Genomic DNA, 15,026 nt, shown 5'->3' with positions numbered 1-15,026 from the left:
GTGACCACCCGGCGGCAACCCCACGGAAACCACGATCTCCACGCCACGAGGGGCGTACATTCGACAATCACTGCTCGGGGCGCCCCTACCGGAAGGGTTCGCCGTGATGAGCATGCGCAACACCCGCAAACTGTGCGCGACACTCGCGATCGTCCTGACGACGTCGACCCTCGCGTGCGAATCGACCGGCGGGACCACCGCGGGCCGAACCGCCACCTCCCCGATATCGCCGACCTCGACGCCGGACAGTCCGCAAGCCTCGGAAATCACCGATATCGTCCGCGCCGAGATGACACGACTCGACCTCAGCGCCGCCGTCTACGGTGTATGGCGCGGCGACGAGCAGATCGCCCTCGGCGCACTCGGCGGATCACCGCTCGGCGTCCCCGCCACCACCGCCATGCAGTTGCGGGTGGGCCAGCCGATGGAACCGATGGTGTCGACCGTCCTGTGGCAACTCGACCGGACCGGCGAAGTCCCCCTCGACCGCCCCATCTCCGCCTGGGTTCCCGACTTCCCGCGCGCCGACGAGATCACCCCGCGCATGCTCGCCAACGCCACCTCCGGCATCGCCGACTACGTCACCGACCCCGCCTTCACGGAACGCTTCTACGCCAACCCCATTCACGCCTGGACCGCTTCGGAGATCCTCGCACTCGCCGTCGCCCGCCCGCCCCTCTTCCCGCCGGGCACCGACTGGGCCTACGCGCACAGCGACCTCGTCCTCCTCGGCGTGGTCATGGAGAAAGCGACGAATCGCTCCCTCGGCGACCTGATCGACCAACACGTCCTGACCCCGCTGGACATGCACGGCAGCACAGTCGCGCTCACCCCCCAGATGGCCGAACCGATCCTGCACGGCTACACCAACGAACGAAAAGTCTTCGAGGACTCCACCTTCTGGAACCCCACCGCCTTCCTACACAGCGGAAACATGAACTCCACCGTCACCGACATCGCCAAATGGGTCCGCGCACTCGGCACCGGCACACTGCTGACCGAGGACCGATTCACCGAAATGATGGCCCCCTCCACGGCCGGTCTCGGCCCCATGACCACCGACCGATACTTCGCCTTCGGCGTCGTCCATCTCGACCGCTGGCTCTTCATGAACCCCGCCTTCGGCGGCTATCACGGCGTCGCCCTCTACGACCCCGTCACCGAGACGACCATCGTCGTCTACGCCACCCTCGGCCCCACCTCCGACGCGAACACCGACAACGCGGTGCCGATCGGGGTGAAGATCGGCCAGTCGGTCGTACCGGACCACCCACCCAGCGTGCCCTGACACAGACCGCGAGGTCGCGCGTGCCCGAGTCAGCCGGCCTCGTCGGTCGCATCGTGCGATGTTCGGCTGATCGCCATCCTGTCACCCAATTTCGGCAGCGGACCGCCGGGCGGACCGGCTCCCGCCCACTACGCCACCGATGTTCCGACCAAACCGCCACGCCTGGAGCGACTAAATTGCCACGTGGAGTGCGACCAAAATGCCATACAATCGGCGACTAAACTGCCATAGTACTCTCTGTCCGCCTAGATAAACCCAGGCTGAACAGGCATTTCTTCCGAAGGAGCGAGGAACGACACGATGCAGACCCGACTCGGACCACCCCATCCGCGTCACGCAGAGGCGGCGGTCGCCGATGCCCTCGCAGACACCCGTGTCGTCCTCGTCAACGGAGCGAGGCAGAGCGGCAAGAGCACACTCGTCCGACTCGTCGCGAAAGGACGCGAGACCGAGTGGCGCGACCTGGATGCGTCCCTGATGCGGCAGGCCGCCCTCAGTGACCCCGACGGGTTCGTGGACTACCCGGGACTGATGGTGATAGACGAGATCCAGCGAGCGCCGGAATTGCTGCTATCGATCAAGTCACAGGTCGACAGTGACCCACGTCCCGGCCGTTTCCTGCTCACCGGCTCGGCACGCGTCCTGGGTCTGCGCGCGCTACCCGACACGTTGGTCGGGCGGATGGAGACCATCGAGTTGTGGCCGTTCTCCCAAGGCGAGATCGACGGCTCACCCGACGCATTCATCGACGCCGTATTCGCCCAAGGCGAAGACATTCGACACAGCACCGCCGTGCCGCGAGCCGAATACGCCGACAGAATCGTCCGTGGCGGATTTCCCGAGGCGATCGCGAGGACGAACGATAAGCGACGACGCAGTTTCTTCGACTCGTACGTCGGCGATCTGATAGCACGAGATATACGGCAACTGTCCGAGATCGAGCGAACAACCGAGATGCGCGCTCTGGTGAGGATGCTCGCGGCCCGGTCCGGGCAACTGCTCGTGCCCACCGCACTCGGCAACGATCTGGGGTTGGGCACGAACACGATCAAGAGGTATATATCGCTGCTCGAGGAGGTCTACCTCATCAAGCGGATACCGTCATGGTCACGGAACCTGAGCAACCGCGCGACGATGACTCCAAAGGTCGCATTCGTCGATTCAGGAATCGCCGCCAGTCTGATCGGAGCCGATCCTCGCAGTCTCCTACGGCCGGGCGGGCAGTTCGGTCCCCTGCTCGAAGGCTTCGTGCTGATGGAACTGGCACGTCAAATCGGTTGGGCCTCCGAGGAAGTCAGTATGTTCCACTATCGCACCAAAGATCAGGTGGAAGTCGACGCGGTTCTCGAGAATCGGCGTGGAGAAGTGGTGGCTATCGAAGTCAAAGCCGCTTCCACGGTGGGCGCCGACGACTTCCGCCACCTCCGTCACCTTGCCGAACGACTCGGCGACGAGTTCATCGTCGGTATCGTCCTGCACACCGGAGCGCAAACTCTCTCGTTCGGCCCCAAAATGGTGGCTGTTCCTGTCAGTGCCGTGTGGGAGGTCCCGAACGCGTAAAGGTGAACGCGGGCGTCAGCCGACGAGAGTCGATGATTCCGACGAGCGAAGCGGCGGGTCACCGATGAGTTCCACCGGTGTGCGGCGTCTATACCAACAGCACGCACTCTGCGAATACGGTCAGGGAGGACCCCATGAGCACCGAAGCACTGCCGCCCGTCGTCGACGCCGAAACCTGGCAGCGTGAACTCGAAGCGCTGCGCATCAGGGAGAAGGCCGCGACCAGGGAACTCGACGCGATCGCCGCCCAGCGACGTCGCCTTCCGATGGTCGAAATGCCCGATTACACGCTCGCGGGCGAGAAGGGACCGGTCCGGCTGGCGGATCTGTTCGACGGCACGTCGCAATTGATCGTCTACAACCACATGTGGTTCCCCGGCGAGACATGGCAGTGCGGGGGCTGCACCGGTTTCACCTCGCAATTCACCCGATTGGAATTCCTCGACAACTACGACGCCCGTTTCGTCATCGTCACCCAGGGCCCGATCGATGAGGCCCTCGCCTACAAACGGCGGGTCGGCAACAAAATGGACTGGTACTCCACCGCCAACAGTTCCTTCGGCGCCGACGTCGGCGCACCCCCCGGCGAAGGATTCGCGGTCAACGTCTTCCTGCGCGACGGCGACACCGTCTACCGCACCTGGCACACCAACGGCCGCGGCACCGAACAACTCAGCCACTCGTTCGCATTGATCGATGTCCTGCCCTACGGCAGACAGGAAGAATGGCAGGACTCCCCCGAAGACTGGCCCCAATCACCCACCTACAGCCGCTGGAGCGATTCCAAGGACATCGCCGCCGCCTACGGCGACCCGAATATGTGACGTAACCCGAGAATACGAAGGCCCGGCCCACCTGGACCGGGCCTTTCGAGTCGGCGATGATCGCGTCGGATCTTGCCCGACAAACCTGCCGAGCCGAACATCAACCCACCCATCAAGAATTCGTTCGCACAGTCGAGAGAGGAGAACTGGACCGATGAGCCACGCACGCTGGAAAACCCTCCGGGAACGCAAACTTGCCGAGGGTTACACCGAACCCGAGGAAGTCACCGAGGCACGCCGAGAAATCCGACTCTCCATGGCACTGGCCCAAGCCGTCTACGACCGCCGAACCGAACTCGGACTCACCCAATCCGACCTCGCCGAACGCGCCGGCCTCACTCGGGTCAACTTCACCAGTCACCATACCGACGCCGCGTGAACCGAAAACCGAAGAGCCCGGCCGTTGGGCCGGGCTCTTCGTGAGTGGAGCTGCCGGGAATCGAACCCGGGTCCTCCGCCGCGTCTTCAGGGCTTCTCCGTGTGCAGTTCGCTAGGTCTCTGCTCGGATCTCCGGGTCTCGCGAACAAGCTCGGATGACGATCCCAGTCACTGTTTGATGTCCCGTCCGGCCCCGCGACCGAGTCGAACGGTAATTCCCTCTAGCTGATGCCAGTACCCGGACCGAGGGACGAGCCCGGACTGACAGAGACGACCTAGCTACTTAGGCAGCGAGGGCGTACTCGCGCTGATTGGAATCGGCGCTTAATTGGTTGCAGCGACGCTTACGGTGGTCTCTTGCCTGCACCGACACGCTTCCCCTGAATCAACGTACGCAGTCGAAACCGTTCAGCCCCGTACGTGCCCGCACCCTGCGGGCTAGTCATGTTAACACCATCGACCGCCCCGCTCATTCCCATTATTCGCGGGTGCGCTCCGGCTCACTCACCGCATGCCTTTGATACGCCGCCCGACCTCGCGGGTGACCTCGCGCTCGGCGGTCCGCCGGGCGAGATCCTGGCGCTTGTCGTAATCCTGCTTACCCTTGGCCAGCGCGAGTTCGACCTTCACCTTGCCGTCGAGGAAGTACATCGACAGCGGCACCAGGGTCTGGTTGCCCTCGCGGGACTTGCCGACCAGCCGCTCGATCTCACGCTTGTGCAGCAGGAGTTTGCGGACCCGACGCGGCGAGTGGTTGGTCCAGGTGCCGTGGCTGAACTCCGGGATGTGCAGCCCACGCAGCCACACCTCGCCGTGGTCCACCGTGGCGAAGGCGTCGACCAGTGACGCCTTGCCCTCGCGCAGGCTCTTCACCTCGGTGCCGACCAGCGCGATCCCGGCCTCGTAGGTATCCAGGATCGTGTAGTTGTGCCGCGCCCGGCGGTTGGTCGCGATGACCTTGCGCCCCGTCTCCTTCATAACGGACAACTATACAGAGCAGTATTTCGTCACTTCCCGGCGATTCCCACCTTCCGTGGGCGGCAACGAATCCTGCCGTAATCGCTCACCGATTTGTTCGTGACGATTCCGATAATCATCGACCTCGGAAGTCGAATAAATGTCGAGCGCGAAGGATTCGAATACGGCTGCAATTAATTCATTTGACAAACGAGGCTCATCGAAGGCGCCGCACATGACGGTTGTCCGTGCGGCGACCACCCCGGATCCACGGCCGACCTCCAACCGAGGCACCCCACCGACCGACACCGCGTCGAAGGAGCCGCCGCGACGAAGAGATCAATCGGACGTTCTCCCACTCGTCAGCCACCAGACCGTGGCGTTCGACATCGCGAACACCAGTGTGAAGACAGGAAGACCGATCGGTCCGCCCTCGGGTCGACGGACCACGACCGCCCCGTTATTCGATCGAGGTCCGGGGAATCCCGGTTCAGGTGAAGGTCTATGCCGATCGTGCCCCCGTCGCTCTCCGTCAATTCGTCACGGATCTGCTCGTGGCGGCGTGGGTGTATGCCTCGGTCCGGGCAGCGATGTGGGTGCACGATCTGGTGCGCGAACTCGCCGTTCCCGGACAGAAGTTGGAGGACGCCGGGACCGGTCTGGCGGACAACCTCGCGAAGGTGAGCGACAAGGTGGACCGGGTGCCGGTGGTGGGCGACGATCTGACCTCGCCTTTCGAACGCGCCGCGTCGGCCGCGCGGACGCTGGCCGACGCCGGCGCCGATCAGCAGGCACTCGTGGACGACCTCGCTCTCGTGCTCGCGATCGGGTTGCTGATCGTCCCGATCGCGCTGGTGCTGTTCGTCTGGCTGCCGCGGCGCGTGCGGTGGATACGACGAGCCGGGGCGGCGGCGCGCCTACGCACCGATTCCGCGGGACAGGACCTGCTCGCCCTGCGCGCGCTCACGAACCAGCCGCTGCGGAAGTTGAAACGTATCGACTCCGACGATGTGGTCGATGCCTGGCGGCGCGGAGACGACGACACCGTCCGGCAGTTGGCGGCGTTGGAATTGCGCACCCTCGGTCTGCGCGGAAGTTGACCTCGGCGCGACGCGCCCGTGTTCTTACCGACCTCAGGCGACGACCGATCGCTGCGCCACCCCGACGTATTCGCTCAACGGACGTATGAGCGCGTTGGATTCGCCCTGTTCGATGATGTGCGCGGTCCAACCGGTGATGCGGCTCATCACGAAGATCGGGGTGAAGATATCGATGTCGAAGCCGAGCAGGTAGTAGGCGGGGCCGGTCGGGAAGTCCAGATTCGGTTCGATGCCGGTGGCCTCCTTCATGGTGCGTTCGAGGATCTCGTAGATCCGCACCCACTTCCGGCCGTCGGTCGCCGCCGCGATGTCGAGCAACGCCTTCTTCATGGTGGGAACGCGGGAGTCACCGTGCTTGTAGACGCGGTGACCGAAACCCATCACCTTGTCCTTCGCCGCGAGTTTGTCGCGCATCCACCGCTCGGCCAGGGCGGGATCGCCGATCTCGAGCATGTCGCGCATGACCGCCTCGTTCGCCCCGCCGTGCAGACGACCTTTCAACGCGCCGATGGCGGCGGTGACCGCGCTGTAGATATCGGACTGTGTCGAGGTGACCACGCGGGCGGCGAAGGTGGAGGCGTTGAAACTGTGCTCGGCGTAGAGGATCAGCGAGACCTCGAACGCCCGCACCAGTTCCGGTGCGGGCACCGAACCGAAGCACATGTTCAGAAAGTTCTGCGCATAACCCAGATGCGAATGCGGCGCGATCGGATCCAGGTCGTGACGGCGACGATGATCCGCCGCGACGATCGTCGGCAGGACCGCGAGCATGCGAAGGGCTTTGGCGCGGTTGGCGTTCGGTGAGTTGTCGTCCTCGGCCGGGTCCTCGGCGCCGAGGTAGCTGATCGCGGTGCGCACCACATCCATCGGGTGGCAGTTCTCGGGCATTTTCGCCACCAGCGACAGCAGCGATCGGTCCGCCCGCCGCGAGGCCCTTTCCTGCTGCTGGAACCGCTCCAGCTCGGCGTTCGAAGGCAACTCGCCGTGCCAGAGCAGGTAGGCGACCTGTTCGAAACCGCAGTGCGCGGCCAGATCCTGCACCGGATAGCCCCGGTAGGTCAGCGAGTTGGTTTCGGGCACCACCTTGGAGATCGCGGTGGTGTCGACGACGACGCCCGCCAACCCCTTGTAGATGGTCGGGATCGCTGTCTCCGTCATCACTGGTTCCCTTCCGGAGTGAAATTGAAGATCTCGGAGTCGAATTCGTTGTAGCGCTCGTATTGCAGCAGTTCGTAGAGCCGGGACCGATGCTGCATCTTGTCGAGCAGCCCGGATTGTGTTCCCTCGGCGAAGATTTCGCGCAGACCGACCTCGGCGGCGAACATCGCCAGCCGCAGCGTGGTCACGGGGTAGATGACCGCGTTGTAGCCGATGTTCTCCAGCGTGGAGGCGGGGATCAGCTCGGATTTGCCGAACTCGGTCATATTGGCCAGCAACGGGGTCGATACCGCCGCACGAAATTTCTCGAACTCGGCGACCGTGTGCAAGGCCTCGGTGAAGATCAGGTCCGCACCCGCCTCGGCATAGGCTTTCGCCCGGTCGATCGCGGCGTCGATACCCTCGATCCCGGCGGCGTCGGTGCGCGCGCAGATCACGAAATTCGGGTCGCGCCGTGCCGCGACGGCCGCGCGCAGGCGGCGCACCATCTCACCGGTCGGCACCACGGCCTTGCCGTCCAGATGCCCGCACCGCTTCGGGTTGACCTGGTCCTCCAGGTGTAAGCCCGCGATTCCGGCATCCTCGAGGATGGTGACGGTGCGGGCCGCGCTCATCGGCTCGCCGAACCCGGTGTCGGCATCGATCAGTACCGGCAGGTCGGTCACCCGCGCGATCTGCTGTCCGCGCCCCGACACCTCGGTCAAGGTCGTCAGCCCGATATCCGGCAACGCCAGATCCGCCGAGACCACCGCGCCCGAGACGTAGACCCCTTCGAACCCGATCTCCTGGATCAGTTTCGCCACAAGGGGATTGAACGCGCCGGGGAAACGTTGAATCGAGCCCGAGGCCAGTCCGGCCCGGAAGGCGATGCGCTTGTCGGCGGCGGAAGTGGACGCTGCGAGTAGCCCTGTCATCAGAAGATTCCCTTCGGGGAACGGGGCGCGCGGGCGAGCACATCCGACGAGACGGTGAACGTGAGCTCCGACAGCTCGTTCGCGGACAACTCACCCGCGCGCTGGACCACTTCCAGGAAGCGGTCCTGCTCGGCGGGCTCGATCACGCCCTCGGCCAGGGCTCGGAACTTGGCGATGTACTGCTCGCGCGCGAACGGCCGCGCGCCGAGCGGGTGCGCGTCGGCGACCGCGAGTTCGTCGACGATCACCTCCCCGCTCTTCAAAGTGACCTCGGCGCGCGCGCCGAAGGCCTTCTCGTTCGGGTCGCTCGAGTGGTAGCGCCGGGTCCATTCCGGGTCCTGCGCGGTGGAGATCTTGCGCCACAACTCGATCGTGTCGGGGCGCTGCGCCCGGTCGGGAGCGTAGGAACGCTCGTGATGCCAGGTCCCGTCCTGCAACGCGACGGCGAAGATGTACATCACCGAGTGATCCAGCGTTTCGCGCGAGGCGGTCGGATCGAATTTCTGCGGATCACCCGACCCGGTACCGATCACCACGTGGGTGTGGTGGCTGGTGTGCAGCACGATCGAGGCGATCTGCTCCAGGTCACCGATCCGGTCACGCAGCCTGCGCGCCAGATCGATCGGGGCCTGGCTCTGGTACTCGGCGGAATGCTCTTTGGTGTAGGTGTCCAGGATCGCGCGCTTGGGCTCACCCGGGCCGGGCAGCGGCACCGAGTACTCCTTGTCCGGGCCGCCGAGCAGCCACGCGATAACACCGTCCTCGCCCTCCCAGATCGGCGAGGGCGCACCCTCACCGCGCAACGCGCGATCCACCGCCTCCACCGCCATCTTCCCGGCGAAGGCAGGTGCGTAGGCCTTCCAACTCGAGATCTCGCCCTTACGGGACTGACGCGTCGCGGTGGTGGTGTGCAGCGCCTGACCGATGGCTTGGTAGACCGTCTCGGTATCCAAGCCGAGCAGCGTGCCGATACCGGCGGCGGCCGAGGGTCCGAGGTGGGCGACATGATCGATCTTGTGCTCGTGCAGGCAGATCGAGCGCACCAGATCGACCTGGATCTCGTACCCGGTGGCCAGACCACGAATCAGATCGCGACCGCTGCGACCCGCGTGCTGGGCCACCGCCAGGATCGAGGGAATGTTGTCACCGGGGTGGGAGTACTCCGCGGCCAAGAACGTGTCGTGGAAATCCAACTCACGCACCGCGACACCGTTGGCCCACGCCGCCCACTCCGGCGAGAACCTGCCCGCGACACCGAAAACCGTCGCCCCCGGCTGATACGGATGCGCCAGCGCCTGAGCCCGCGCGTTGGACACCGGACGGCGCGTCAACGACGCCGCCGCCACCGCCGCGTTGTCGATGATCCGGTTCACGATCATCTCCTCGGTCTCCGGAGCCACCGCGACCGGATCCGCGGCGACCTCCGCGATCCGCCACGCGAGATGCTCCTCACGCGGGAAATGCTCGGCGGAACGGTGCGTGCGGACGAGATGATTCTTCACGGCGAGAGCCTCCAGACATCAATTTCCGGTTTCCGATTCGCACGTTACACACGCCCCGATCAGGCAAATAGACCTCGCAACTGTCGATTTTTGGGGAGGATTATCTGCGAAGTTGCGTATGTTGCGTAGATGCTCGGGGCCGCGTTTCGGCCGTACGGGACTACAGCCCGGGAACGATGGGTGGCGTCGAAGGCGGCGCGGCCGCGTCCGCCGGATCAGCGCAGGGTCAGATACATCGCGAACAGTGCCACGAAAGCGACGATCAGCAGCAGCGTCGACAGGCGCGGCCTGCCGAGCCGTTGCGGACGAGTACGGCCGAGCCAGACGGACTCGACCGACGGGTCGAAGGCGTGCCTGCCCGGCGGTCCGCCGGGGGTGTCGGCGGGCGGGGGGCCGCCCGATACCCCGGAGTCGTCGGAGGAGTCATCACCGGATCCCATGGATGCACCGTAGCCTCAGTCGGCGTCGTCCCGCCCGGTTTGGCAGCCTGTATTCCGATGCTGTTGCGATTCGGTGATGTAGCCGAACGCGCGGGACGGATCAGCCGAAACGACGGTGGAAGGCCTCGCTGTGCGCGCCGGAAGCGAGATCGACGGTGACGACACGTAATTCGACCGCGCTCGCGCTGACGTCGAGCACCGTGAAGCCCAATTGGTGGTAACTCTCGAACAGCGCCGGATGTGCGCCGGACGCGGTTCCCGGTTCGTTGCCAACGGTTTTGGCCGCCGCGCCGCTGATGATCTGGCGGGTGCCCTTCGATTCCGGTGTCGGTTCGAGCACCTGGAGCGAATGATCGTGGCCGGACAGGATGAAATGGCATCGGCCGGTGACGTATTCCTCGAAGAACCGTTTCGCGTGGATACCGTTGAGTGGTTCGAAGGTGAAACCCTCGTAGCGACCCGCGTCACCGTGCGGGCCGTTGTTCAGATACGGCTGGTGGGTACAGGCGATCTTCCAGGTGGCGGGCGAATTCGTGATCGCGTCGTCCAGCCATGCGCGCTGGGCGTTCATGTATTCACCGTCGACGGCCCAGTACGGCGAAAGCAGCGGCGGCACATAGGCGGCCAGCGGATTGACGTCGAGGACGAAGAATTCGACCACCGGATTCTGTTCCGGCAGCCGCACCGAGTAATAGCGGCTCGGCATCCACCACCTGGCCGAATTCGCGTGGTATTCCACCTCGTGATTGCCGCGCAGCAGCCAGCCGCCGTCGCCGGGCAGCACCGAACTCGTGTCGTGGTTGCCGAGCACCATCGCCCAGGGGAAATCCATTCCGGCGTTGGGATCTTCGAATTTGCTCGCGAACTGCGGATCGGTCGCGCTGTTCGGTCCGGTCTCGTAGATATTGTCGCCGAGGCCGAGCGCCAGCGAAAACGGTGTGCGCCGGTGGTATTCGCGTGCGGCGTCGGCGACCGCCCACTGGGTGCGGGTTCCGGTGCCCGCGTCTCCGGTGACGAGGACGCGCACGCTGTCCGTGGTCGGGAAGGCGAATTTCCGCACCCCCTCCGCCACCGGGACGGCCTGGGCGGGCGACAGACCGACCAGCGTGACGCCCGCTGCCGCGGCGGCCGCTCCGGCGAGCAGATCCCGCCGCCCGATCCCGTGTGCCTCACCCATACCCGTCTCCTCCAGTCGACTCGTCCGAGGGCCGCGCGAACTCACCGGTCCGTCGACCGGCACACACCGTATCCGGGATCTGTCGAGTGCGGAACCGGCCGGGCCGTCACGCCTGCGCCAGAATCTCGAGCACGCCTTCGCCGTACTTGGCGAGTTTGTTCTCACCGACCCCGTTGACGGTGCCGAGTTCGGCGAGGCTGCCCGGTTTGCGGGCGGCGATTTCGCGCAACGTGGCGTCGTTGAAGACGATGTAGGCGGGCATCGCCTGTTCCTTGGCGGTGGCCGAGCGCCATTCGCGCAACTTCTCGAACAGCGGCACGTCCCCCGCTGCCATATCGACGACCGTCTTGGCCTGTTTGGCCGCGCGCGCGGATTTGGCCGGGACGCGCTCGGGTTCGCGGCGCAACCACACCTGACGGCCCTGGAACAGCACTTCGTCGCTGGCCTCGGTGAGGGTGAGCACCCCGTAGTCGCCGTGCACCGCGAGCAGGCCCTGCGCGAGCAACTGCCGCGTCACCCCGCGCCATTCGACATCGCGCAGATCGGTGCCGACCCCGAAGACCTTGAGTTCGTGATGGGCGTGCTGCAACACCTTGGGGTTCGATTTCCCGAGCAGGATGTCGACGATATGACCCGCGCCGAAACGCTGGCCGCGCTCGCGCTCCAGACGCAGCACGGCGGAGAGCATCTTCTGCGCGGCGACGGTGCCGTCCCACGATTCCGGAGGCGTCAGACAGGTATCGCAATTACCGCACGACGTGCCGTCCGGCTGGCCGAAATAGGCGAGCAGCTGACCCCGGCGGCAGGACACGGTCTCGCACAACGCGAGCATCGCGTCCAGGTGCAGTTGGAGTTGCCTGCGGTGGGCCGCGTCACCTTCGGAACTCTCGATCATCTTCCGCTGCTGCACCACGTCGTTGAGTCCGTAGACCATCCACGCCGTCGACGGCAGCCCGTCGCGACCGGCGCGACCGGTCTCCTGGTAGTAGCCCTCGACCGATTTGGGCAGGTCCAGGTGGGCGACGAAACGGACGTCGGGTTTGTCGATCCCCATGCCGAACGCGATCGTCGCGACCACGACCAGCCCGTCCTCGCGCAGGAAACGCGACTGATTGGTGGCACGAGTCCTGTTGTCCAGTCCGGCGTGATACGGCACCGCCGATACGCCGTTCTCGGTGAGGAACGCCGCGGTCTTCTCGACGGAATTGCGGGACAGGCAGTAGACGATGCCCGCGTCACCCGCGTGTTCGGCGCGGATGAAATCCAGCAGCTGACGGTCGGCCCGGTTCTTGGGTTCGATGCGGTACTGGATATTGGGCCGGTCGAAACTCGAGACGAAGCGACGCGCGCCGCCGAGATCGAGGCGGTGGATGATCTCGTCGCGGGTCTTCTCCGTCGCGGTGGCGGTGAGCGCGATGCGCGGCACATCGGGCCAGCGTTCGTGCAGCACCGAAAGCGCCAGGTAGTCGGGGCGGAAATCATGGCCCCACTGCGATACGCAGTGCGCCTCGTCGATGGCGAACAGCGAGACCTTGCCGCGTTCGAGCAACCGCACCGTCGCCTCGGAGCGCAGCCGTTCCGGCGCCAGATACAGCAGGTCCAGCTCGCCCGCCACGAACTGGGCCTCGACCATCCGGCGCTCGTCGGGGAACTGCGAGGAATTGAGGAAGCCCGCGCGCACGCCGAGCGCGCTGAGCGCGTCGACCTGATCCTGCATGAGCGCGATCAGCGGTGAGATCACCACCCCGACACCGGGGCGCACCAGCGAAGGCACCTGGTAGCACAGCGATTTTCCGCCGCCGGTCGGCATCAGGACCAGCGCGTCCCCACCCGCGATCACGTGCTCGACGATCTCGCGCTGATCGCCGCGGAAATCGTCATAACCGAACACTCGGCCCAGAACCTCTTGCGCCGCACCGATTCCGGCGCCGATCGCGGATTCGTCGGTCACCACAGCCGCGGATGTGTCGGGGGGAGTCACCCGGCCCATCCTACGAGCGCCGCCGAGACCACGCGCCGTCAGCGTGAGGATGACCGGGGCGATCCGCCGAGTTCTCCACATGTGGACAACCGAATTCCGTGGAACAGCGCACACCGGCCGCCGCCAGGCGGCCGGTGTCCCCAGACGCTATTCCCGCACGTAGTAGCGCAATGTCGCGTAGGCGGTGATCGCCGCCACCACGATCCCGAGTGGCGCGATGGTCAGCGCGACGGTGGCGATATCGTCCCCGGTGATGCGGGGGAAGACATTGCTGTCGAACAGCGGTCCCAGCGCCCGGTCGATGACCAGCGGTTTGGCGATCAACAGCCCCACGATCGCGAGCAGCGATCCGGCCAGCGCCGAGACCACCGCCTCCATCAGGAACGGCAACTGCGTGTACCAGCGGGTGGCGCCGACCAAGCGCATGATGCTCACCTCGGTGCGACGGGTGAAGGCCGCGATCTGCATCATGTTCGCGATCAGCAGCAGTGCCGCCACCGCCATCACCACGGCCAGCCCGAACGCCGCGTTACGCAGGCCGTCGAACAGGCGCAGCAGCCGGTCGACGAATTCGCGATCGTTGGCGACGAGTTTCACGCCCGAACTGTCGTGGAAGGTGTTGTAGATGCGTTCGTACTGGTCGCCGTCGGTCATCTTGACCCGCATCGAGGCGGGCAGCCGCGTCTCGGAGAGGTACTGCACCGTCTCGGGCTGATCCTCGAAGAGTTCCTTCACCTCGTCGAGCGCGGCCGCGCGATTGACGAATTGGACGCTGACGACACCGGGGGCCTTCTTCATATCCGCGAGCAGCGTCCGGCACGGTTCGGCCGCGCAGTCGGGATCCGTCTCGGAGATCACATCGTCGAGGAAGAATCGCACCTCGAGTCTGCTGGTGAAGTACTGCTCGGTCTTGTCGGCCATGCGCACCGACAGCAGGCCGCCGCCGAGCATCGCCAGCGATACCGCGGTGGTCAGGATCATCGCGACCGTCATCGTCACATTGCGACGCAGGCCGGTGAGAACCTCGCTGAACAGGAAATTCGCGCGCATTATCGGCCCACCCCGTAGACGCCTCTCGCGTCGTCGCGCACCAGTCGGCCCCGGTCGAGCTCGACCACTCGCCTGCGCATCGCGTCGACGATGTGATTGTCGTGGGTCGCCATGAGCACGGTGGTACCGATCCGGTTGATGCGTTCGAGCAGCATCATGATGTCGCCGCTGGTATCGGGATCGAGGTTGCCGGTGGGTTCGTCGGCCAGCAGTACCAGCGGCCGGTTGACGAAGGCGCGGGCGATCGCGACGCGCTGCTGCTCGCCGCCGGAGAGTTCGCTGGGCAACCGGTCGCCCTTACCGCCGAGACCGACCATATCCAGGACCTCGGGCACGGTGCGGTCGATGAACTGGCGTCGCTTGCCGATCACTTCCAGCGCGAACGCGACATTCTCCTGGACCGTTTTCTGCTGGAGCAGCCGGAAATCCTGGAATACGACGCCCATCCGCTGCCGCAATTTCGGTACCTTGCGCCCGGGTAGCCGGTCGACGCGGAAATCCGCGACCCGTATCTCGCCCGCCGTCGGTGCTTCCTCTTTGAGCAGCAGACGCATGAAAGTCGACTTACCTGAACCGGACGGTCCGATGATGAAGACGAACTCGCCCTTGCCCACATCGACGGTGACATTGTCCAGCGCGGGTCGCGTCGATGTCTTGTACGACTTGGTGACGTTCCGCATGGTGATCACGGGGAGCC

Annotated in this window: 14 protein-coding genes and 1 other RNA gene; 5 read left to right on the top strand and 10 right to left on the bottom strand. The window is 65.3% G+C overall.

Annotated elements, in window-relative coordinates:
- Positions 1-106 precede the first annotated feature (106 nt).
- The 4 genes from JZ792_RS11505 (at position 107) to JZ792_RS11490 (ending at position 4,051) form a co-directional block, all read left to right on the top strand.
- The gene (locus JZ792_RS11505) at positions 107-1,288 is read left to right on the top strand and encodes a serine hydrolase domain-containing protein (RefSeq protein ID WP_216909747.1); all 1,182 of its coding nucleotides are present in this window, start codon (positions 107-109) and stop codon (positions 1,286-1,288) included.
- Between the two features lie 300 nt (positions 1,289-1,588).
- The gene (locus JZ792_RS11500) at positions 1,589-2,848 is read left to right on the top strand and encodes an ATP-binding protein (RefSeq protein ID WP_216909745.1); all 1,260 of its coding nucleotides are present in this window, start codon (positions 1,589-1,591) and stop codon (positions 2,846-2,848) included.
- A gap of 134 nt (positions 2,849-2,982) precedes the next feature.
- On the top strand, positions 2,983-3,672 hold the full coding sequence (locus JZ792_RS11495; protein WP_216909743.1) for a DUF899 domain-containing protein: 690 nt from the start codon (positions 2,983-2,985) through the stop codon (positions 3,670-3,672).
- 154 nt (positions 3,673-3,826) lie between these two features.
- Complete coding sequence (locus JZ792_RS11490) at positions 3,827-4,051, top strand: helix-turn-helix domain-containing protein (RefSeq protein ID WP_216909741.1); 225 nt, start codon at positions 3,827-3,829, stop codon at positions 4,049-4,051.
- Between the two features lie 42 nt (positions 4,052-4,093).
- On the opposite strand, the gene ssrA is transcribed toward JZ792_RS11490, so the two are convergent.
- Both ssrA and smpB read right to left on the bottom strand, forming a co-directional pair.
- Positions 4,094-4,466: a transfer-messenger RNA gene (gene ssrA, locus JZ792_RS11485) on the bottom strand.
- A gap of 88 nt (positions 4,467-4,554) precedes the next feature.
- Positions 4,555-5,028: an SsrA-binding protein SmpB gene (gene smpB, locus JZ792_RS11480; RefSeq protein WP_109528274.1), complete on the bottom strand. Its 474-nt coding sequence runs from the start codon at positions 5,026-5,028 to the stop codon at positions 4,555-4,557.
- A 473-nt stretch (positions 5,029-5,501) separates the two neighbouring features.
- Here smpB and JZ792_RS11475 point away from each other — a divergent pair, with 473 nt between their 5' ends.
- Entirely contained in the window at positions 5,502-6,107 is a 606-nt protein-coding gene (locus JZ792_RS11475; protein ID WP_216909739.1) for a hypothetical protein, read from the top strand.
- Between the two features lie 33 nt (positions 6,108-6,140).
- Here the strand turns inward: JZ792_RS11475 and JZ792_RS11470 are convergent, their stop codons facing one another.
- From JZ792_RS11470 to ftsE, 8 genes are all read right to left on the bottom strand, one after another.
- The gene (locus JZ792_RS11470; RefSeq protein ID WP_216909737.1) at positions 6,141-7,265 is read right to left on the bottom strand and encodes a bifunctional 2-methylcitrate synthase/citrate synthase; all 1,125 of its coding nucleotides are present in this window, start codon (positions 7,263-7,265) and stop codon (positions 6,141-6,143) included.
- Entirely contained in the window at positions 7,265-8,179 is a 915-nt protein-coding gene (prpB, locus tag JZ792_RS11465) for a methylisocitrate lyase (RefSeq protein ID WP_216909735.1), read from the bottom strand. Before prpB ends, JZ792_RS11470 begins: the two co-directional genes overlap by 1 nt.
- A complete protein-coding gene (gene prpD, locus JZ792_RS11460; RefSeq protein ID WP_216909733.1) occupies positions 8,179-9,681 on the bottom strand; it encodes a 2-methylcitrate dehydratase PrpD in 1,503 nt (500 codons plus the stop codon). Before prpD ends, prpB begins: the two co-directional genes overlap by 1 nt.
- Positions 9,682-9,896: 215 nt before the next feature.
- Positions 9,897-10,121 (bottom strand): WLR motif membrane protein, encoded by a 225-nt coding sequence (locus tag JZ792_RS11455; RefSeq protein WP_109528279.1) that lies wholly within the window; start codon positions 10,119-10,121, stop codon positions 9,897-9,899.
- A 100-nt stretch (positions 10,122-10,221) separates the two neighbouring features.
- A complete protein-coding gene (locus tag JZ792_RS11450) occupies positions 10,222-11,298 on the bottom strand; it encodes a metallophosphoesterase (protein WP_216909731.1) in 1,077 nt (358 codons plus the stop codon).
- Positions 11,299-11,404: 106 nt separating this feature from the next.
- The gene (gene recQ / locus JZ792_RS11445) at positions 11,405-13,279 is read right to left on the bottom strand and encodes a DNA helicase RecQ (protein WP_438804325.1); all 1,875 of its coding nucleotides are present in this window, start codon (positions 13,277-13,279) and stop codon (positions 11,405-11,407) included.
- Positions 13,280-13,426: 147 nt separating this feature from the next.
- On the bottom strand, positions 13,427-14,329 hold the full coding sequence (ftsX, locus tag JZ792_RS11440; RefSeq protein ID WP_216909729.1) for a permease-like cell division protein FtsX: 903 nt from the start codon (positions 14,327-14,329) through the stop codon (positions 13,427-13,429).
- Positions 14,329-15,018 (bottom strand): cell division ATP-binding protein FtsE, encoded by a 690-nt coding sequence (gene ftsE, locus JZ792_RS11435; protein WP_109528283.1) that lies wholly within the window; start codon positions 15,016-15,018, stop codon positions 14,329-14,331. The genes ftsX and ftsE overlap by 1 nt, the downstream gene beginning before the upstream one ends.
- Between the last annotated feature and the right edge of the window lie 8 nt (positions 15,019-15,026).

This window comes from Nocardia noduli (assembly GCF_019038455.1).
Taxonomy (GTDB): domain Bacteria; phylum Actinomycetota; class Actinomycetes; order Mycobacteriales; family Mycobacteriaceae; genus Nocardia; species Nocardia noduli.
Note: the sequence above shows the minus strand (reverse complement) of the source record. Positions and strands in the feature narration are given on the sequence as shown.